Source organism: Thalassospira sp. MBR-102, assembly GCF_040549275.1.
In the GTDB taxonomy this organism is placed as follows: Bacteria; Pseudomonadota; Alphaproteobacteria; order Rhodospirillales; family Thalassospiraceae; genus Thalassospira; species Thalassospira xiamenensis.
The window spans coordinates 77,304-96,396 of the sequence record NZ_JBEPTC010000002.1; the positions used below are offsets into that span (position 1 = coordinate 77,304).

At 56.1% G+C, this 19,093-nt stretch carries 16 protein-coding genes and 1 tRNA gene; 12 read left to right on the forward strand and 5 right to left on the reverse strand.

All coding sequences use genetic code 11. From position 1 onward, the window contains the following. Window positions 1-45 precede the first annotated feature (45 nt). Together ABIE64_RS03850 and ABIE64_RS03855 are read right to left on the reverse strand one after the other, a co-directional pair. A complete protein-coding gene (locus ABIE64_RS03850) occupies window positions 46-1,581 on the reverse strand; it encodes an aldehyde dehydrogenase family protein (protein WP_354376676.1) in 1,536 nt (511 codons plus the stop codon). Next, the gene (locus ABIE64_RS03855) at window positions 1,578-2,477 is read right to left on the reverse strand and encodes an NAD(P)-dependent oxidoreductase (protein WP_354376677.1); all 900 of its coding nucleotides are present in this window, start codon (window positions 2,475-2,477) and stop codon (window positions 1,578-1,580) included. The genes ABIE64_RS03850 and ABIE64_RS03855 overlap by 4 nt, the downstream gene beginning before the upstream one ends. Before the next feature lie 245 nt (window positions 2,478-2,722). On the opposite strand from ABIE64_RS03855, the gene ABIE64_RS03860 reads away from it, so the two are divergent. The 4 genes from ABIE64_RS03860 to ABIE64_RS03875 all read left to right on the forward strand — a co-directional run bounded on the left by ABIE64_RS03860 (window position 2,723) and on the right by ABIE64_RS03875 (window position 6,445). Then, window positions 2,723-3,652, forward strand: a complete 930-nt coding sequence (locus ABIE64_RS03860) for a LysR family transcriptional regulator (protein ID WP_354376678.1) — start codon at window positions 2,723-2,725, stop codon at window positions 3,650-3,652. Between the two features lie 222 nt (window positions 3,653-3,874). Beyond that, window positions 3,875-4,705: a DUF3100 domain-containing protein gene (locus ABIE64_RS03865; RefSeq protein ID WP_037987466.1), complete on the forward strand. Its 831-nt coding sequence runs from the start codon at window positions 3,875-3,877 to the stop codon at window positions 4,703-4,705. 2 nt (window positions 4,706-4,707) lie between these two features. After that, window positions 4,708-5,196, forward strand: coding sequence for a hypothetical protein (locus ABIE64_RS03870; protein WP_110252516.1), 489 nt, complete (start codon window positions 4,708-4,710; stop codon window positions 5,194-5,196). 64 nt (window positions 5,197-5,260) lie between these two features. Beyond that, window positions 5,261-6,445 (forward strand): M20 aminoacylase family protein, encoded by a 1,185-nt coding sequence (locus ABIE64_RS03875; protein WP_341364910.1) that lies wholly within the window; start codon window positions 5,261-5,263, stop codon window positions 6,443-6,445. Window positions 6,446-6,482: 37 nt separating this feature from the next. On the opposite strand, the gene ABIE64_RS03880 is transcribed toward ABIE64_RS03875, so the two are convergent. Further along, window positions 6,483-7,112 (reverse strand): hypothetical protein, encoded by a 630-nt coding sequence (locus tag ABIE64_RS03880; protein ID WP_354376679.1) that lies wholly within the window; start codon window positions 7,110-7,112, stop codon window positions 6,483-6,485. Between the two features lie 253 nt (window positions 7,113-7,365). Here ABIE64_RS03880 and ABIE64_RS03885 point away from each other — a divergent pair, with 253 nt between their 5' ends. From ABIE64_RS03885 to ABIE64_RS03920, 8 genes are all read left to right on the forward strand, one after another. Beyond that, on the forward strand, window positions 7,366-7,989 hold the full coding sequence (locus ABIE64_RS03885) for a DJ-1/PfpI family protein (protein ID WP_354376680.1): 624 nt from the start codon (window positions 7,366-7,368) through the stop codon (window positions 7,987-7,989). Window positions 7,990-8,155: 166 nt separating this feature from the next. Further along, the gene (locus tag ABIE64_RS03890; RefSeq protein WP_354376681.1) at window positions 8,156-9,922 is read left to right on the forward strand and encodes a tetratricopeptide repeat protein; all 1,767 of its coding nucleotides are present in this window, start codon (window positions 8,156-8,158) and stop codon (window positions 9,920-9,922) included. A gap of 28 nt (window positions 9,923-9,950) precedes the next feature. Continuing rightward, window positions 9,951-10,877 (forward strand): 4-(cytidine 5'-diphospho)-2-C-methyl-D-erythritol kinase, encoded by a 927-nt coding sequence (locus ABIE64_RS03895; RefSeq protein WP_354376682.1) that lies wholly within the window; start codon window positions 9,951-9,953, stop codon window positions 10,875-10,877. Between the two features lie 78 nt (window positions 10,878-10,955). Then, a tRNA-Gln gene (locus ABIE64_RS03900) sits at window positions 10,956-11,030 on the forward strand. Window positions 11,031-11,232: 202 nt separating this feature from the next. After that, entirely contained in the window at window positions 11,233-12,684 is a 1,452-nt protein-coding gene (locus tag ABIE64_RS03905) for a class I SAM-dependent DNA methyltransferase (RefSeq protein WP_354376683.1), read from the forward strand. Continuing rightward, complete coding sequence (locus tag ABIE64_RS03910; protein ID WP_354376684.1) at window positions 12,684-13,910, forward strand: restriction endonuclease subunit S; 1,227 nt, start codon at window positions 12,684-12,686, stop codon at window positions 13,908-13,910. The genes ABIE64_RS03905 and ABIE64_RS03910 overlap by 1 nt, the downstream gene beginning before the upstream one ends. Next, on the forward strand, window positions 13,907-16,282 hold the full coding sequence (gene hsdR, locus ABIE64_RS03915; RefSeq protein ID WP_354376685.1) for an EcoAI/FtnUII family type I restriction enzme subunit R: 2,376 nt from the start codon (window positions 13,907-13,909) through the stop codon (window positions 16,280-16,282). The genes ABIE64_RS03910 and hsdR overlap by 4 nt, the downstream gene beginning before the upstream one ends. Before the next feature lie 26 nt (window positions 16,283-16,308). Beyond that, window positions 16,309-17,310, forward strand: a complete 1,002-nt coding sequence (locus ABIE64_RS03920) for a restriction endonuclease (protein WP_114093557.1) — start codon at window positions 16,309-16,311, stop codon at window positions 17,308-17,310. Between the two features lie 49 nt (window positions 17,311-17,359). Here ABIE64_RS03920 and ABIE64_RS03925 read toward each other — a convergent pair whose 3' ends face one another. Next, the gene (locus ABIE64_RS03925) at window positions 17,360-18,079 is read right to left on the reverse strand and encodes a copper homeostasis protein CutC (protein WP_354376686.1); all 720 of its coding nucleotides are present in this window, start codon (window positions 18,077-18,079) and stop codon (window positions 17,360-17,362) included. Further along, complete coding sequence (locus tag ABIE64_RS03930; protein WP_354376687.1) at window positions 18,076-19,008, reverse strand: ROK family protein; 933 nt, start codon at window positions 19,006-19,008, stop codon at window positions 18,076-18,078. Before ABIE64_RS03930 ends, ABIE64_RS03925 begins: the two co-directional genes overlap by 4 nt. Window positions 19,009-19,093 lie beyond the last annotated feature (85 nt).

Below are 19,093 nucleotides of genomic sequence, written 5' to 3' on the forward strand. Positions count from 1 at the left end.
CGCGTCATGCGGCCCTTTCTCGTGATCCTGATGACCGATATGCGCCTATTCCGGCGCATAGCCAAATGCGGCGGGCGGATTGGCCGCCGTTTCGGTCCAGACACTTTTGGGCTGCATATATTCCATCAACCCTTCCTTGCCGCTCGACCTTCCATACCCACTGGCACCAAATCCGCCAAATGGCGACATGACATTGATCGTCTTGTAACTGTTGATCCAGAACGTCCCGGCACGCACATTGGCCGCCACCCGGTGCGCCCGATCCACTGATTGCGTCCACACCGCCCCGGCCAGACCAAACTTGCTGTCATTGGCAATCGCCACTGCCTCGGCTTCATCCTCGAACGGGATGACGGAAACCACCGGGCCAAAGATTTCCTCGCGCGCAATCGCCATGTCATTGCGCACATTGCCCAACACCGTCGGACGCAGGAAATAACCCTCCTGACACGCGGCCCCTTCCGGGCGGATACCCCCGGCCAGCAATTCCGCGCCTTCTTTCTGGCCTGCTGCCACCAACCGACGCACGGTCTGATATTGTGCGTCATTGTTGATCGGGCCGATCTGGGTTGCGCTATCCATCGGATCACCGACCGGAATGCGATTGGCCCCATCGACCAACATATCAAGGAAACGGTCAACCACATTACGCTGCACCAGCAACCGCGATCCCGCGACACAGCTTTGCCCCGCCCCGCTAAAGATCGCGGCCTGCGCACCCAGCACCGCCCGTTTAAGGTCGGCATCGCCAAACACGATATTGGCCGATTTCCCGCCAAGCTCCAGCACGCAGGGCACGATATTCTGTGCGGCTTGGGCCGCGATAATCGCCCCGGTGCGCGGCGATCCGACAAACACCACCTTGCGCGTCACATCATGGGTGGTCGCCGCAACCCCGGTCGTGGTGCCAAGCCCGGTCAGGACCGTAATCACCCCATCGGGCAAACCGGCCTTTTTCGACAGAACCCCAAGTGCTAGCGACGTTAACGGCGTCATTTCCGATGGCTTCAACACCGCAGCATTGCCGGTGCAAAGGGCCGGGGCCAACTGCCATCCGGCGGTAAAGATCGGCGCGTTCCACGGCGTAATCTGTGTCACCACGCCATACGGCTCGGGCCGGGTATAGTTCAGATGGCTGGTCGGGACCGGGATCACATCACCATGCAGCTTATCCGCCCAACCGGCATAATATTCAAACATCTCGGCAACTTTAAGCACCTCGACCTTTGTATCGCGGATCGGCTTGCCCGCGCTCACGGTTTCCAGCAACGCAAGCTGATCAAGGTGATCACGCACCTGCTGCCCGATCCGCCACATGATCCGGCCACGTTCGGCTGCCGTCATGCCCCACCAGACTTTCTGTCCGGCACTGGCCGCCTTCATCGCGGCATCCACGACGTCCGCCCCGGCATCCTTAAGGGCCAAAAACGCTTTGCCGGTCGCCGGATCGATCAGGTCGAACATATCACCGCGTCCGGGCATCATCGCCCCATTGACCCAGCTTCCGATCTCATCGCTGCCAAAAAACGGTGCCATCGCCTTGTGATAGTCACGTGCCATCAGTTTGCTATCGCTGCTCATGATTTGGCTCCTTTGTGGGTCGGGTCGCATTCGGTGATACGGTTGAAATCGGCATTGTCAGACAGCAGTTCCTCGCTCGCCGCCCAGATCTGCCCCGCCAGTTCCGAAACCGGCATCGCAACACTCTTGTCCTTGGCCAACGCCATGGCAAGACGCACGTCCTTTCGCATCAATCCCATGGTAAAACCGCTGTCAAAGGCCCCATTCATCACCCATTTCGGATAATTGACCTCGCTGATCGCACTGCGGCCCGATCCGGCATTCAGCGCCGCAATCAGGTTTTCGGTGGTTACCCCCGCCGCGTTGCCAAGCCGCACCGCCTCGCTCATGGTCAGAAGGTGGCTTGCCACCAGCATGTTATTGACGATCTTCACCGCATGACCCGCCCCCACCGGCCCGACATGGGTAATCTTCCCGCCCAGTGAATTCAGAACCGGCATCGCACGCGCCACATCGGCATCCCCGCCGCCAACCATCATGGTCAGATTGCCGCTATTGGCACCGGCCGGGCCGCCGCTGACCGGGGCATCAATCAGGATATGCCCCTGCATGCGCAGCACCGCATCAAGTTCGCGGGTCACATCGGGCTCGGACGTGGTGGTATCAATCACCAATCGCGGATCGATATCGCGTCCGCCAAGGCCCTCATCACCGCCAAGAACCTTGCGCACATGGTTTGCCGTCGGCAATGACAGGATGATCGTCGGGCACGCCTCAAACAATTCGGACAGTCCGGCGACAATCGTCACCCCCGACGCGGCGGCCTTGGCCTGACATTCCATCGAAACATCAAACCCGATGACCGAAAAACCATCCCGCAACAGGGTGCGCGCCATGCCCAGCCCCATATTGCCAAGACCAACGACACCAATGGTGCCGGTTTCTGGATTACTCACGATATTTGCCTCTTTGCTTTCAGACAGCCGGGCTCAGCCGGTGAAGGCACGCGCCTTCCCGTCACGGCACCGATGCGGTCCGATGTGATTTTTTGATTTTGCCCCCGAACTTTCCGGTGGATATCGGGCGAACTCAAGATCAATTGCCGGAACATGTTGTTGCCGAAACAGCAACACATGTGGTCTGATTAGGTGATCAGGCACACCGCCCGAAACATCGACCACCATTGTCATGCAGTAACATCATGAAGATCGACGACAAGCCGCTTCGCTATTTCCTTGCCGTGTTCGAGGCCGGATCCATCCGCACCGCGGCCGAAAATCTGCGCATCGCCCCATCCGCGATCAGCCGCCAGATCGCCGCCCTCGAAGCCCATCTTGAAACGCTTCTGATGGAACGCACCAAACGCGGCATCATTTTCACGGAATCGGGCCATATGGTCGCTGCCCATGCCAGACGCCGCTTTGAAATGGACGAAGCCTTTTCGGTCGATCTGGCGGCTGCGCGCGGTGCCATCGCCGGAAAGGTGCGCATTGCCACGGGCGAAGGCTTTGTTGTCGATCTGGTCAATCACGTTGTCCGCCCGCTTCGCGATGAATTCCCCGATATCCGCCTTGAAATCGATGTCGCGGGTACTGAAAAAATCACCCACGGCATCCTGCGTGATGATTACGATATGGGGCTTGTCTTCAACCCGCCGCGCAATCCCGATCTGGAACTACTGGCCGAGGATCACGCACCGCTTTGCGCCCTTGTCCCGCCGGGATTTGATCTGGCGAAAAAGGAAAGCTGCACGCTTTCCGATACGCTGAATTACCCGGCGGCCTTGCTTAACCCGCATTTTGGCGTTGCCAAACTTCTGGCCAATGTCGATCAGGGCAACCGGCTGGCCCGTGATGCGTTCCTGACCGCCGATTCGATCAATGTCGCGGTGCATTTCGTGCTGTCAGGCGGCGGCATCACCTTTCTTCCGGCCTTCGCCGTATCCCGACAATTACGCAGGGGCGAGGTCGTCGCGATCCCGATGACCGACCCTTTTCTCGCCCGTGTTCCATCCCATCTTCTGGTGCGCAAGGGACGCCCGAAAACCGCCGCTGTTCGGGCGGTTACCGGCATGATCCGCGACCGGATGGAGGCCTTCGGCTCTGCCTGGTATCCCGAAGAACACGCATAGCATCAAGGCACCTGTTGCCGTTCTGGCAACACAAGCATCCCAAAATGGCACTTGCTCCACCCCGGTCGAGTTTTCATTGTCGGACAAAATCCCCGGCGCCAAAAATGGCAGAATTGTGAAATCTGCCAATGCCGGGATACCGCAGGGATGATGCAACAGTTCTGGCCTTTTTTGACCGTGGCCATGGTTGCGTCGAACACGCCACGTCAAGGAGACTGGGAAATGAACGCGCTTCGGGGACAATTGGAGCTCTGGCGGCTCCACCTCGCCGTTATCGTACTCGGCGCCATCGCCGAACTGATCGGCATTCAGAAAATTCCATTTGGCATCGGCGCGATTTTGCTGCTGCCGCTGCTTTATGCCTTCGTCATGGCGGCATTGATGAACCCCAATATCATGCCGAAATTCGGGAAATTCATCCGCCAGAAGGAAGTCAAGGCCGCATCACCGCTGATCGTGATTGCGATCATGCCGTTTATTGCGAAATTCGGCACCACGATCGGCCCGGCAATCAATACCATCATCGATGCCGGTCCGGCCCTTCTGTTGCAGGAACTGGGCAACCTTGGCACCATCGTTCTGGCCTTCCCGCTTGCGGTCTGGGGCCTGAAAATGGGCCGCGAGGCGATTGGTGCGACCTTCTCGATTGCGCGTGAACCCAACCTTGCGATCATCGCCGACCGCTATACCCTCAAAAGCCCCGAGGGCACGGGTGTGATGGGCGTTTACGTGATCGGCACCCTGTTTGGCACCTTCATCTTTGCCATTCTGGCGTCCCTTTTCGCCAGTGCGGATATCTTTGATCCGCGCGCCCTTGCCATGGCATGTGGCATCGGCAGTGGCTCGATGATGGCGGCCTGCACCGGCGCGCTGACCGAAGTCATTCCGTCCATGAAGGACGAAATCCTTGCCCTTGCCGGGGCCAGCAACCTGCTGACCTATGCGACCGGGCTTTATGCCGGCCTGTTCATCGCCCTTCCGATTGTTGAAAAACTCTATAACGCGACCGCTGGCAAAAACGATATCGCCACCGCAAACAAGAAGGAGGCCTGATCATGTCCGAGAACGCAATTGCAATGGAACGTACCCGTCCGAACATTGATCTGACAGATCACGCCGTCACCCTTGTCATCGTCTGCCTTGTCGGGCTGGTGATGAATACGGTCGGCCCGGCGATCCCGCTTGCCGATGGTTTTGTCGGCATGGTGGTGATCTATCTGATCACCATGGTCGGCCTGCTTCTGACCCGCTTTGCACCGTTCTATCTGCCAAGTGTCGCATGGATTTCGCTGGTCGGTATTCTTGCAACCCTGCCCTGGACCCCGGGGTCGGAATGGATCGTCGCGCAGGCCAAATCGGTCAATTTCCTGGCCCTTGCCACCCCGGCCCTTGCCTATGCCGGTTTTGCGATTGCCAAAAAGGAAATTGAAGTCGCCAAACATTCCGGCTGGAAACTGGCACTGGTTGCCTGCCTTGTCTTCCTTGGCACCTATGCCGGGTCGGTTCTGGTTGCCGAACTGATCCTGCGCCTGCAAGGCGCCTGATCCAACACCATATAAACGGGGGCCATCCGCCCCCGTTCTTTATGACACGCAACAGAGTATGCAGATGACTGTCACCCAATCCTCCCTTCATCCTCGCGCCACCGAACTCGTTGATGAATTCACCCAATGGCGACACCATCTGCATGCCCACCCCGAAACCGCGTTCGAGGAAAAGCTGACCAGCGCCTTTATCGCGCAAAAGCTTCAATCCTTCGGGCTTGATGTCAAAACCGGCATTGCCAGAACCGGCGTTGTCGCCACCCTTCACGGCAAAAAGGGTTCAGGTAAACGCATCGGCCTTCGCGCCGACATGGATGCGCTTGATATCCACGAAACCACCAATTTACCTTATGCCTCGAAACATCCGGGCAAAATGCATGCCTGCGGTCATGATGGTCATATGACCATGCTGCTGGGGGCGGCCAAAATCCTCGCCGAAAATCCCGATTTCACCGGCACGGTCGATTTCATCTTTCAGCCCGCCGAAGAAAACGAAGGCGGCGGGCGCGAAATGGTCGAAGAAGGCCTGTTTGACAGCCACCCGGCCGATGCGGTTTACGGCATGCATAACTGGCCCGGCCGCGATGTCGGCACCATGGCGATGAAGCCAGGCCCCATGATGGCCAGCTACGATATTTTTGAAATCATTGTGGATGGCCGCGGCTGCCATGCCGCCATGCCCCATCTGGGCCGCGATCCGATTACCGCCGCCGGTCAGGTGCTGCTGGCCCTGCAAACCATTACCGCGCGCAATGTCAATCCGCTGCAAAGTGCGGTGATCTCGCCGACCCAGATTTTCGCGGGCGACACATGGAATGTCATCCCCGACACCGCCACCATCCGCGGCACCGTGCGCACCTTCGCGCCCGACATTCAGGATCTGGTCGAAGACCGCCTTAAAACCGTTGCCGATGCCACCGCCAAGGCATTCGATTGCACCGCGCGCGTGATGTATCAGCGCCGCTACCCCGCCACGATCAACAGCGAAGCCGAAACCGCCATCGCCTTTGCCGCCGCCTCACGCGTCGTCGGGGCCGATCAGATCGACCAGAACCCCGAACCCTCGATGGCGAGCGAGGATTTCGCCTTCATGCTCAATGCCAAACCCGGAAGCTATGTCTGGCTTGGCAATGGTCCGACCGACGGCAACTGCCTTTTGCATAACGCCGCCTATGATTTCAATGACGCGGCCATCCCCTATGGGGTGAGTTACTGGATATCACTGGTCGAGGAATGCCTTTCCGCGTGATTCGGAAGGAAAAGACGGCAAAAAACTACGCTATTGGTCAAAAGCAAAACTTCTCTCGATTAGCCTTGCAATTGAAAAGCCTGACAGTTTCGTCAGCGTCAGCCTCGACTGCACGTAAAAACCTGTCTCGCGCATCAATATGGCCCTTCGCAAGTTCTTGGAAGTCATCTGCCAACTCGGCAATACACGAATCTAAATAAGATCCGTTCTTTTGTTCGCACTCAAAAGATGGAAACCATAGACTAATCTTAACGATAGATGCTTCCAGGTAGGCTTGCTTCACTTGTTCCGAATCACAAATGGCAACCGATTGCTGCTTGCACTCTTGGTAAGCCAAAAAGTCCTTACGGATGGCTTCCACTATCATTTTAGTGTCTTCGATTTTACATTGCGCCATTCTATCAAGGTAATCGAAATAGTTTTTCATGCTCTGTTTACAGGCTTCAAATTCATCTTGGTACGTAAAGCCTTCGTCAAGCGAGATGCCTGTCGCACATATAGGTGCCCCCTTTATAAGTGGAGAGTTTGCTGTGATATGTTTCATATCGCCGCAGCCATAAGGGTACGTTTCGATGGGCCAGCTTGCCGCATAACCCGCAGGACGACTGCACGCTGTCAGACTCATCGCTGCCATAAGAACAACAGCCACAACAATATCACGCATCATATCATCTACCCCAAGCCCACCTAAAACATGGACACCTCAGCCCTAGACACCAAACATAATCACATCACGGTTTTCTAAAACAACTCCTAGATGCCATCCCCTATGGTGTGAGTTACTGGATATCGCTGGTCGAAGAATGCCTTTCCGCGTGATTTTCTGCATGATTTTCTGACGGAAATCTCGCATTTTCCTTGTTTAATCCCCAATCTGCGCGTTCAATGTCCGCCCTTTTTTGACTGGCGATGGATGTGTGATGCAAATCGCGATTGTAACGCTTGATGGTTTTAACGAGATCGACAGCTTTGTCGCGCTCTCGATCCTGAACCGGGCCAGGGGCAATGGCCTTCGTGCCGTCATTACCGGGCCCGGCCCATCCGTGACCTCGATGAACGGTGTCGAAGTCACAATACAGGAACCGTTATCCTTCACCGCGACGGCCGATGTCGTCCTGTTTGGCAGTGGCATCCACACCCGCGATCATATCAATGATCCCGATCTGATGGCGCAAATCCATCTTGATCCGTCGCGTCAGATGATCGGCGCGCAATGTTCGGGTGTGCTGTTCCTGCACAAACTGGGCCTTCTGCCCGCGACCATCACGACCGATACCAAAACCCGGTCCCTTCTGGCGCGCACCGATACCGTGCTTGAAGACCGCCCGCTGGTCGCACAGGGCAATATCGTCACCAGTGGCGGCTGCCTGTCATCACACTATCTGGCGGGGTGGGTTCTCGCACGTGCGCTTGGCACTGACAGGGCGATGGCCATTCTGGAATATGTCGCCCCGGTCGGCCAGAAATCGCATTTTGCCAAACAGGCGCGCGACATCATCGTGCCGCAGCTTGATGTTCCCGCCAAACGCCCGCTTTATTGCTAGCGATATCCTCATCACGGGAACGTTTTTGGCTTTGCGCAACCACCTGTGGGAAGTTGCCGTACAATCACATATGCTGCGCCCGGTAGATACCAAGCCAAATGGCAAATGCTTTGCCTTATATTTGCCGACTGGTTAGGGTTAGCTCCATAAAAGTTAGTGGCCCGCATTGAGCGCAGAAAATGCGGCCGGTTGGGAATTGCAGACGCAGGACAAGTTTTTGAAACGCCATCTGTTAAACATCGTCATTCCGATGACGGCTCTTGCCCTTTCGGCCTGCGGCACCACGTCGCAGCCCGCTGATCGTGCCGAGTTCGAATATCCGCAAAGCAACAGCTTCTCGGGCAATTTCCTTGCCGGCAAGGCCGCCCAGATCGAAAACCGCACGGACTATGCCGCGCGCTATCTGTTGCGCGCCCATGAAATCGACCCGGAAAATGATGATTTGCGCCGCCGCGCCTTTCTGGCCCTGATCGCCGAAGGCCGCATTGCCGATGCCGAACCGGTTGCCCGCGTGCTCGTCGATGAAAATCCCGAAGACCTGTTTGCCGTCATGACGGTGATGGATGCCGAAATCCGCGATCAGGATTATCAGGCCGCCCTTGATGCCGTATCGACCCTGCCGCAACGCGGGATCACCGCCCTGATCGTGCCGCTGGCAAAGGCATGGATCTATACCGGCCTTGATCAGCCGCAAAACGCCATGGCCGCCCTTGACGAATTGCAGGGCAACGGCTCGCTCAATCCGCTGTCGGAATATCATCGCGGTCTGATCCTGGCCTATTTCGATGACCTGAACGCCGCCGAAGTCGCGCTTGCCAGCGCCTATGGCGATCCGGCCGATGCGCCGCTGCGCGCGGCCGAAGCATTGGGGTCGGTCTATGAACGCAAAGGCCAGACGCAAAAGGCATCCCTTCTGTATGAAAGCTATATGGACCGCCATCCGCAGTCCCTAGCGATGCCCTATCACCTTGACCGTCTGGCAAAGGGGGAGCCCCCCACCAGCGTCATCCTGACCCCGGCATCGGGTCTGGCCGAGGCCTATCTTGATATCGCGACCCTGCTTAGCCAGGAAAACGCGGTTGATCCGGCCTTGCTCATGGCGCGTTATTCCCTGTCACTACGTCCCGGTGATGACATTACCCGTCTTCTGGTCGGCGAGATCATGGAAATCCAGGAACGCTTTGACGCAGCCGTCATTGTGTATGAATCGATCCCCAAAGACTCCCCGCATAGCTGGAACGCGCGCCTGCGCGCCGCGTCAAGCTATGAACAGCTTGGCAAGACCGACGATGCGATTGCCCTGCTCGAAACCATGGTCAATGAACGCAGCGACCGCCCCGATGCCCTGATCCAGCTTGGCGATATCCTGCGCATCGATCAGGACTTTGCCGGGGCGGCCAATGCCTATGACCGGGCGATTGAACGTCTGGGCGGCACGGATGCTGTCGGCTGGCGTCTGCTCTATCGGCGCGGCATTGCCTATGAACGCGCCGGAAACTGGCCAAAGGCCGAGGCCGACTTCCTCAAGGCGCTAGAACTTGAACCCGATCAGCCCTATGTCATGAATTATCTTGGCTATAGCTGGGTCGATATGGGCAAAAACTTCGATCAGGCCGAAGACATGCTCAAACGTGCCGTCGAACTGCAACCCGATGACGGTTACATCATCGATAGCCTTGGCTGGGTCTATTACAAGCTCGGCCGTTATGATGATGCGGTCGAACAGCTTGAAAAGGCGGTTGAACTCAAACCCGATGATCCGACCATCAATGATCATCTGGGCGATGCCTACTGGCAGATCGGCCGCTTCCACGAGGCCCGCTTCCAATGGCACCGTGCGCTCTCGTTCAACCCGACCGACGAATTGCGCGCCGATGTCGAGGCCAAGCTTGACGGCAAAACACCCCATGCCGGTGACGTTGCCGCAAACTGATTGATCGGGGATAAAGGGCATCCGCATCATGTCTTCGACCCATACCGAACCGGCCCCGGCCAAGCTCAACCTGTTCCTGCATGTCACCGGCAGGCGCGATGACGGCTATCACCTGCTCGATAGCCTCGTCTGCTTTGCCGATTGCGGCGATGTGATCACCGCAACCGCGCGCGATGACACCGAACTCACCCTTGCGATCACCGGCCCGATGGCGGGTGACCTTGGCCATGGCAATATCGAAGACAACCTGATCCTGCGTGCCGCCCGCCTGCTCCGGGCGGAGGCGAATGTGACACAGGGCGCTGACCTCACGCTTGAAAAAAACCTGCCCGTGGCGTCTGGCATCGGCGGCGGATCGGCCGATGCGGCCGCCACCCTTCGCGTGCTCTGCCGGGTCTGGCAACTTGATATCCCGACCGACGCCCTTGAAAAACTCGCCCTTAAACTCGGTGCCGATGTGCCGGTGTGTTTACATGGTAAAACCGTTTTGATGCAGGGGATCGGCGAAAAACTGATTGATCTGCCGGAATTGCCCAGCCTGTCACTGGTGCTGGTCAATCCGGGCAAGGCGGTTTCAACCCCTGAAATCTTTGCCGCGCGCGATGCCGGTTTTACCGACGAAAACCTGTGGGATCGTACGGCACGGTTTCAAAGTGCCGCCACCCTTGCCGCCGCCCTTCAGGACTGCCGCAACGACCTCACCCTTCCGGCATCGGGGATTTTGCCCGAAATCTGTGACGTACTGAATGCGCTGGCCCGCGAAGACGGCTGCTTGCTGGCCCGGATGTCGGGCAGCGGGGCGACCTGCCTTGCGATTTACGACACCGAAAATCAGGCGGAACGTGCCGCAAACGCGATTGCCGAAAGCCAGCCCGACTGGTGGGTGCAGGCCACCGGAATTCAAACAATGCAGGATCGCGCACGCGCACAAATCGGCGCATCCTTCCCGGCCTAAATCCCCGGCAAAAAAAGGTTCAAATAGAGGGTTGCACTCCGGCGCGGGGAACGCTATTTTCCGCGCCACACACGCTGATGGGGCGTGGCCAAGTGGTAAGGCATCGGTTTTTGGTATCGTGTACCGTAGGTTCGAATCCTACCGCCCCAGCCAAGACAAACCGCTTTGAGGAAAACCTCAAAGCGGTTTTCTTTTTTCTGGTGATTGCCCCCGATCTCTGCCGCAAAACATCCCCCCGATACGCATCTTAACGCTGGCAAAGTGATGATCGCTTTGGCATTGTTTCCCCAACAATAATTTCGCTCTTACGTTGCCGCCACGGCACCGCATCGGCCGACCCAAGATTTGAAAAACCATGTTCGAACAAACCTTCAAACGCCTTGATGATGTCCTGTGGAAAGAAGCAGGCTGCACGACGGAACTGGACTATACGGAACAATCATCATGGATGCTGTTTCTCAAATATCTTGATGATCTGGAACGCGACCGCGCGATGGAGGCCGAACTCCTTGGCAAACCCTACAGCTTCCTGATTGACGAAGCCCACCGCTGGGGCACTTGGGCGGCACCAAAGAACGCCGATGGCGAATTTGATCATGACAAGGCCGTCACCGGTGATGACCTGATCGCCTATGTCGATAATGACCTGTTCCCCTACCTTGCCGGGTTCAAGCAACGGGCCGAAAGTGCCGATACCATCGAATACAAGATCGGTGAAATTTTCGGTGAAATCAAAAACCGCTTCCGCAGCGGCTATAGCCTGCGCGATGCGCTGGAACTGGTGGACGAGCTTAAATTCCGCTCTCAGGCGGAAAAACATGAAATGTCCATGCTCTACGAAGAAAAAATCAAGCGCATGGGCAATGCGGGCCGCAACGGGGGCGAGTATTACACCCCGCGTTCCCTGATCCGGGCGATGATCAAGGTGATTGATCCGAAAATTGGGGAGCGCATCTATGACGGTGCTGCCGGGTCTGCGGGCTTCCTGTGTGAAGCCCACGATTATCTGCGCAAAGATGACCTGAGTGCCAATCAGCTTGAAACCCTTCAGCGCCGAACCTTCTATGGCAAGGAAAAGAAGTCACTGGCCTATGTCATCGCCATCATGAACATGATCCTGCATGGCATTGATGCGCCCAATATCGTCCATACCAACACCCTGACGGAAAACATCGCCGATCTTCAGGAAAAGGACCGCTATGACGTCATCCTTGCCAATCCGCCCTTTGGCGGCAAGGAACGCAAGGAGGTCCAGCAAAACTTCCCGATCAAAACCGGCGAAACCGCATTCCTGTTCCTGCAACATTTCATCAAGTCGCTAAAGGCTGGCGGTCGTGCGGCCATCGTTATCAAAAACACGTTCTTAAGCAATTCCGACAACGCAGCCAAAGCCATCCGCAAGGAACTGCTCGAAAACTGCGATCTGCATACGGTGCTTGATTGTCCTGGCGGCACGTTCCAAGGGGCAGGGGTTAAAACCGTTGTCCTGTTCTTCACCAAGGGCACGGCGACCCAAAATATCTGGTTTTATCAGCTTGATCCGGGCCGCAGCCTTGGCAAAACCACGGCCCTTACCGATGCTGATTTTGAGGATTTCGTGAAGCTTCAGGCGACCAAAGCCGAGAGCGAGAAATCTTGGACCGTGAACATCAACGATGTTGATAAGGCAGGCTTTGACCTATCCGTCAAGAATCCCAACAAGGCTGAAGAAGCACCCATGCGCGACCCTGAAGAGATTTTGGCCGAGATTACTGCGCTTGATGCGGAAAGCGCTAAAATCCTTGATGGTATTCGGGGGATGCTGTGATGTGGGAAACAAAAAAACTCGGAGATGTTTGCACCCTAGTCAAGCGAGGAGTTGCCCCAAAATATGTCGAAGAAAGTGGAATTTGCGTAATTAATCAAAAGTGCATCCGCGATCACAGCATCAATTTTGAGTTGGCTAGGCGACATAACTTTGCGGTTAAACCTGTACCTACTGAACGTTATATCCAACTTGGTGATGTTCTCATCAACTCGACAGGCACCGGAACACTGGGCCGTGTCGCTCAAGTGAGGTCAGAGCCTCATGAACCAGCAACCGTAGATACACATGTCACTATTGTTCGCCCGAAATCTGGCATGTTTTTCAACGACTTTTTTGGCTACATGCTAATCAAGATTGAAGACGAGATTGCTGGAAGCGGAGAAGGTACAAGTGGCCAAACGGAGTTAGCGCTTAGCAAAGTCCAAAATGACTTTAACGTGTCATACCCAACTTCATTGGAAGAACAAAAACGCATTGTCGCCATCTTGGACGAAGCGTTTGAGGGCATCGACGCGGCCATTGCCAACACCCAAGCAAACCTCGCCGCTGCCCGCGAGTTGTTTGATAGTTATCTTGGGCGTGTCTTTGTTTTGAACAGCAAGCATTGGCATCTCGCAACTTTGGAAGAAGTATGCTTCAAAATCACTGACGGGAAGCATGGTGACTGTGAGAATGAACAAAATTCTGGATATTATTTTCTCAGCGCGAAAGATGTTAAAAATGGCTTTCTTCAATACGAGAACGCTCGTGAAATCACTCAAAAAGATTTTGAAGAAACGCATCGCAGAACAGACTTGAGTCCCGGCGACATATTACTGACAAACGCAGGCACTATCGGCAGGACAGCAATTGCACTTGAAAACGAAAAAACGAAACGGACAACATTCCAGAAAAGCGTCGCAATCCTAAAGCCAAAAAGAGAGCTGATTGATAGCCGCTTTTGCCTTTACGCGCTGAAAGCAAACTTACGTGCTTTGATTGATTCCTCATCTGGCACAGCACAAAAAAATCTGCTTCTTAGGGATACCCGATCTTTCCAAGTACCTCTACCTAAAGACATTTCAGAACAGGTGTCTATTGCAAAAAAGCTGGAAGAATTTGAGAAGAAAGCCATTCACTTAGAAAGTTTGTACGAAAAAAAACTCGACGCCCTTCACGAACTTAAACAATCCATCCTTGCCAAAGCCTTCCGGGGTGAACTGACACGAGAAGAGATTGCTGCATGAATGAAGCCGAAACCCGTGCGGAACTGATTGACCCGGCCCTGAAATCTTCAGGCTGGGGTGACGTTGAAAACAGCCGCATCGGGCGGGAGTTCACCATCAATAATGGCCGTTTGCAGGGTGGTGGGCAGCGATCCCGTCGCGACATTGCCGATTATGTGCTGTTCTATCGTGGCAAGATGCTGGCGGTGATCGAGGCCAAGCGTCGCGACCTGCCCGATACCGAGGGGGTCGGACAGGCCAAGGCCTATTCGGACAAGCTTCAGGTACGTTTTGCCTATTCGACCAATGGTCGCGGCATCTATCAGATTGATCGGGAAACCGGGCAGGAAACCTATATCGACGCCTATCCCGGCCCGCAGCAGCTTTGGGATATGACATTTGCCACCACCAATGCGTGGCGCGACCGGTTTGCCGCCATCCCGTTCGAGGATAAGGGCGGCACATGGCAGGCGCGATATTATCAGGACATCGCGATTGACCGGACGCTAGAAGCCATAGCAGCGGGGCGAGAACGCATCTTGCTGACCCTTGCGACCGGCACCGGGAAAACCTTTATCGCATTTCAACTGGCGTGGAAGCTGTTTCAAAGTCGCTGGAACCTGTCACGCGAACCCAGCCACCGCCCGCGCATCCTGTTTCTGGCAGATCGCAACATCCTTGCCGATCAGGCCTATAATGCCTTTTCTGCCTTCCCAGAAGATGCGCTGGTCCGTATTGCGCCCGATGTGATCCGCAAGCATGGCCGGGTGCCGAAAAACGGCAGCATCTTCTTTACGATCTTTCAGACCTTCATGTCTGGCACGGATGAGGACGGCGAACCCGCGCCAAACTTTGGCGATTACCCACCGAACTTCTTTGATTTCATCGTCATTGATGAATGCCATCGCGGCGGTGCCAATGACGAAGGCAACTGGCGGAAAATCCTTGAATACTTTTCGCCCGCTGTTCAACTCGGTCTAACGGCAACCCCAAAGCGCAAGAACAATGTCGATACCTACGCCTACTTTGGGGAGCCTGTTTATACCTACAGCCTCAAAGAAGGGATCAATGACGGCTTCCTGACCCCGTTCCGGGTCAAACAGATCAGCACGACCCTTGATGAATATGTTTACTCCCCGGAAGATGAAGTGATTGAAGGCGCTGAGGAGCTAAAAGATAACCATCGTTATCGTGAAGGCGACTTCAACCGCATCATCGAGATCGAGCAACGCGAAGCATATCGCGTCAAAATCTTCCTGAATGCGATCAACCCGTCACAGAAAACGCTGGTCTTTTGCGCGACACAGGACCACGCCCTTGCGGTTCGCAATCTGATCAATCAGATGAAACAAAGCCCCCATCCTGATTACTGTGTGCGTGTGACGGCAAATGACGGGGCCTTGGGCGAACAACACCTTCGCACTTTTCAGGATAACGAAAAGACCATCCCGACGATCCTGACCACATCGCAAAAACTTTCGACCGGTGTGGATGCGCGGAATGTGCGCAACATCGTCCTGATGCGCCCGATCAATTCGATGATCGAATTCAAACAGATCATTGGCCGGGGAACGCGCCTGTTTGATGGCAAGGACTATTTCACCATCTATGACTTCGTGAAAGCCTACGAGCACTTCAACGACCCCGAATGGGACGGCGAACCAATGGAACCGCCAGAACCGATCATCCCGCCAGAAGGCGGCGGCGATGATGAGGATGAAGGCACTATCGTAGATCCCCCCGGTGGCGATGGTTCAGGTGAAGGAGGCTCCGGCGGCGGTGGCAGAGGTCGCGGTGGCGGTGGAGGGTCCGGCCCGCAGAAAATCAAAATCAGGCTGTCGGACGGGAAAGAACGCACCATTCAGCATATGGCAAGCACCATGTTCTATGGCCCCGATGGCAAGGTGATGTCGCCCGCTCAGTTCATCGAACTGCTGTTTGGCAAATTACCTGAACTGTTCCGTGATGAGGACGAGCTTCGCAAGCTTTGGGGGCAACCCGACACACGCACAGCATTGCTAGAGGGTCTTGCAGAGCGCGGCTTTGGCAATGATGAACTGTCCGAAATCAAGAAGATGGTTGATGCCGAAGACAGCGATCTTTTTGATGTCCTGTCTTATATCGCCTATTCATCCGTTCCGATCAGCCGCAAAGAACGGGTGGACGCGCACAGAGCAGACATCTTTAGCGAACATGATGAAAAGCTTCAGGCTTTCCTTGATTTCGTCCTGTCGCAATATGTCAAGGAAGGCGAGCGTGAGCTTGATAACGAGAAACTGCCAACGCTGCTCAAGGCGAAGTATTACAGCATCAATGACGGCGCAACGGCCCTTGGCGGCATCCAGCGCATTCGTGATGCCTTTATCGGCTTCCAGCGCCGTCTGTATGAATAACGAATAAGGTTTGGGGGAGTTTTCCAATGGGTCGAGCACTTTGGGGCCTGCATATGTCGAACGCACACGGCACAGCACCGATTGATCAAGGCTATATCACCATTGGCTGGCCCAATATGGGCGACCTGACAAAGCTCGCCGCAACGCGCGAAGCTTTCAAAGAACGCTTCAAACAGGTGGATACGGTTGCAAAAGAAGGAGCCGTTCCTGTTAAAGCGGGTGTTCTTTATCGCTTTGCCCACGAAATGCAGGTTGGTGATCTGGTTGCATACCCATCCAAACTGGACCGCATGATCCATATCGGCAGGATCACAGGCGATTATCAATTCCGACCTGACGCCCCAAATCGCTGCCCGCATCGCCGGGAAGTAGAGTGGATCAAGCATGTTCCTCGCTCCGAATTCTCCCAATCCGCACTTCACGAGATCGGATCGGCCATCACACTCTTTTCTATCAGCAACAACACCGAAGAATTCATGGCAACCCTTGCCGGTGAAGCGACAGGTGCAAACGATGTGGACGATGAAAGTGTCGAAGAAGTCTCGACACAGGTTGAAGAATCCACCGAGGACTTCATCATCAAGCGCCTGAAATCAAAACTGACCCCGTATGAGTTTGAAAAATTCGTTGCCCACCTGCTCACCCGCATGGGCTTCTTTGCGCGCGTTACATCGCAATCGGCGGATGGCGGCATTGATATTATCGCGCACAAGGATGAACTCGGTTTTGAACCACCGATCATCAAGGTTCAATGCAAACAGACACTTGAAACCGTTGGACGCCCCAAGGTGCAAGAACTACATGGCGCGATTGAGACGGGTGAACATGGTCTATTTGTTACACTTGGCACATATACCAACGACGCCAGAACCTTTGAACGCGGCAAGCCAAACCTGCGCCTGATTGATGGCCCCGGTCTGGTGGATATGATTTACAACCATTATGAACGGTTCGAACCGCGCTATCAGATGTTATTACCGCTCAAACGCACCTATATCCCCGGCCCGTCGATCAGCGCAGCGGAATAACCGGCCTGAACCAAACGGCGCAGCCTGAATAGGGCAGTGCCGTTTTCATTTATATCGCAACCCCCGCCATCCCCACCTTAAGCCCCCGCACAATCTCCCCATCGGTCGCGACCCGTCCGACCGCGTAACCGTCCCCCGCCGGGTTCACTTTCTTGCACGATGCATGCAGTTCCGTGGCCCCGGTTGTGCGCAGCAATTTTGCCGCATTTTCCGGCGTGATGCCGGATCCGGGCAGGATGGTGATCCGCCCTTCTGCCTGCGAGATCAGGCGCGCGATCATGTCCGCCCCCTGTTCGGCGGTCGGCTGCTGGCCCGATGTCAGGATGCGGTCAAAGCCAAGATCGATGGCACCTTCAAGGGCGTCAAACGGATCGGGCACCGCGTCAAACACCCGATGCAATGTCGCCCCAAGCCCACCCGCCTCGGACAGAAGATCGGCCAGCATGTCGCGATCAAGCCGCCCATCCGGCGTTGCCGCCCCAATCACGATCCCCTCTGCCCCGTGGTCGCGGGCAAGGGCGATGTCATGTTTCATCATCGCCACGTCAGACGCGCCATAGATGAAATCGCCGGGTCTTGGCCGGATCATCACCCGGCAGGGCACGGGAATATCGCGCAAACGGGCCATCGCCCCGGCACTTGGCGTCACCCCGCCCACTGCAAGGGCAGCACAATATTCAATGCGGTCCGCCCCGGCGCGCGCGGCCACCATCGCATCGTCAAAACTTTCAACACAGATTTCCAGAAGCGGTTTGATCCCGGCTGTCATACACCCGCCCCACCATCCAGCAGATGCAGCATCGCCGCCCCGCGAAGCCCGCCATCGCGGCTATGCTGCCCCGGCACCACCAAGGGCGCGTCATAACGGCCCAGAACCCGTTTGCGGACCGCGTCATCGATCATCGCAATCAGGCGGCTTTCGGATGCCAGCCCGCCGCCGACCGGCACACAATCGGGGTCGAGCACATTGACCATCAATGCAAGCTCCCCCGCGATCAGATCAACAAAGATGTCAACCGCGCGGGTCGCCAGTGCATCCCCAGCCTGCCAGCCATCGGTGATCTCGTAACTCGGCCGTTCCTGTCCGGGGGAAAGCCCGGCAATCTGCGCGTAAATCCGTTCAAGCCCCCGCGCCCCGCCCCAGGCATCAAGGCACCCGGTCCGGCCACAGCCGCACACCACCGGCGCAAGCCCATGGCGGATCAGCGCACCCGAAACATCATTGCCATGGCCCCATTCGCCGCGAATGCCGCTGCGCCCGCCAATGAACTGCCCATCCACCACAATGCCGCCGCCGACCCCGGTGCCAAGGATGATGGCAAAAACCGTCCGTGCACCCTTGGCCGCCCCGCTGCGTGCTTCGGCGAGTGCAAAGCAATCGGCATCATTGGCAACCCGCACATCGCGGTTCAGGATTCTGGAAAGTTCCGGACCAAACGGCCATCCCTTGATCGCCGGAATATTGGCCGAAATCACCGCCCCGGTCTTGGGGTCAAGCCCCCCGGCAAAGCTGATGCCGATATCGGCATCCTCGCCAAATTCACCGTCCGCATCGGCAATCAGCCCGGCAATCGCCGCAACAAAGGCATCGCGATCCTGCGTGGGTGTCGGCACCTTGATCTGGGACCGGATGTCGCCACTGGCGTCAAACGCCCCGAATTCGATTTTCGATCCGCCAATATCAAATGCGTACTGCATGCCAGCCTGCCCAAAACCCCGTGATCTTTCCTATCGGATATACCACAGGACCGCCGCCCGCAAAAACAAACGGCGTCCGCCACAT

Bases quoted from the DNA above. Each gene is read 5' to 3' on its own strand.
- ABIE64_RS03850 (WP_354376676.1), bottom strand. From the start codon at position 1,581: ATGAGCAGCGATAGCAAACTGATGGCACGTGACTATCACAAGGCGATG.
- ABIE64_RS03860 (WP_354376678.1), top strand. From the start codon at position 2,723: ATGAAGATCGACGACAAGCCGCTTCGCTATTTCCTTGCCGTGTTCGAG.
- ABIE64_RS03865 (WP_037987466.1), top strand. From the start codon at position 3,875: ATGAACGCGCTTCGGGGACAATTGGAGCTCTGGCGGCTCCACCTCGCC.
- ABIE64_RS03870 (WP_110252516.1), top strand. From the start codon at position 4,708: ATGTCCGAGAACGCAATTGCAATGGAACGTACCCGTCCGAACATTGAT.
- ABIE64_RS03875 (WP_341364910.1), top strand. From the start codon at position 5,261: ATGACTGTCACCCAATCCTCCCTTCATCCTCGCGCCACCGAACTCGTT.
- ABIE64_RS03880 (WP_354376679.1), bottom strand. From the start codon at position 7,112: ATGATGCGTGATATTGTTGTGGCTGTTGTTCTTATGGCAGCGATGAGT.
- ABIE64_RS03885 (WP_354376680.1), top strand. From the start codon at position 7,366: ATGCAAATCGCGATTGTAACGCTTGATGGTTTTAACGAGATCGACAGC.
- ABIE64_RS03895 (WP_354376682.1), top strand. From the start codon at position 9,951: ATGTCTTCGACCCATACCGAACCGGCCCCGGCCAAGCTCAACCTGTTC.
- ABIE64_RS03905 (WP_354376683.1), top strand. From the start codon at position 11,233: ATGTTCGAACAAACCTTCAAACGCCTTGATGATGTCCTGTGGAAAGAA.
- ABIE64_RS03910 (WP_354376684.1), top strand. From the start codon at position 12,684: ATGTGGGAAACAAAAAAACTCGGAGATGTTTGCACCCTAGTCAAGCGA.
- hsdR (WP_354376685.1), top strand. From the start codon at position 13,907: ATGAATGAAGCCGAAACCCGTGCGGAACTGATTGACCCGGCCCTGAAA.
- ABIE64_RS03920 (WP_114093557.1), top strand. From the start codon at position 16,309: ATGGGTCGAGCACTTTGGGGCCTGCATATGTCGAACGCACACGGCACA.
- ABIE64_RS03925 (WP_354376686.1), bottom strand. From the start codon at position 18,079: ATGACAGCCGGGATCAAACCGCTTCTGGAAATCTGTGTTGAAAGTTTT.
- ABIE64_RS03930 (WP_354376687.1), bottom strand. From the start codon at position 19,008: ATGCAGTACGCATTTGATATTGGCGGATCGAAAATCGAATTCGGGGCG.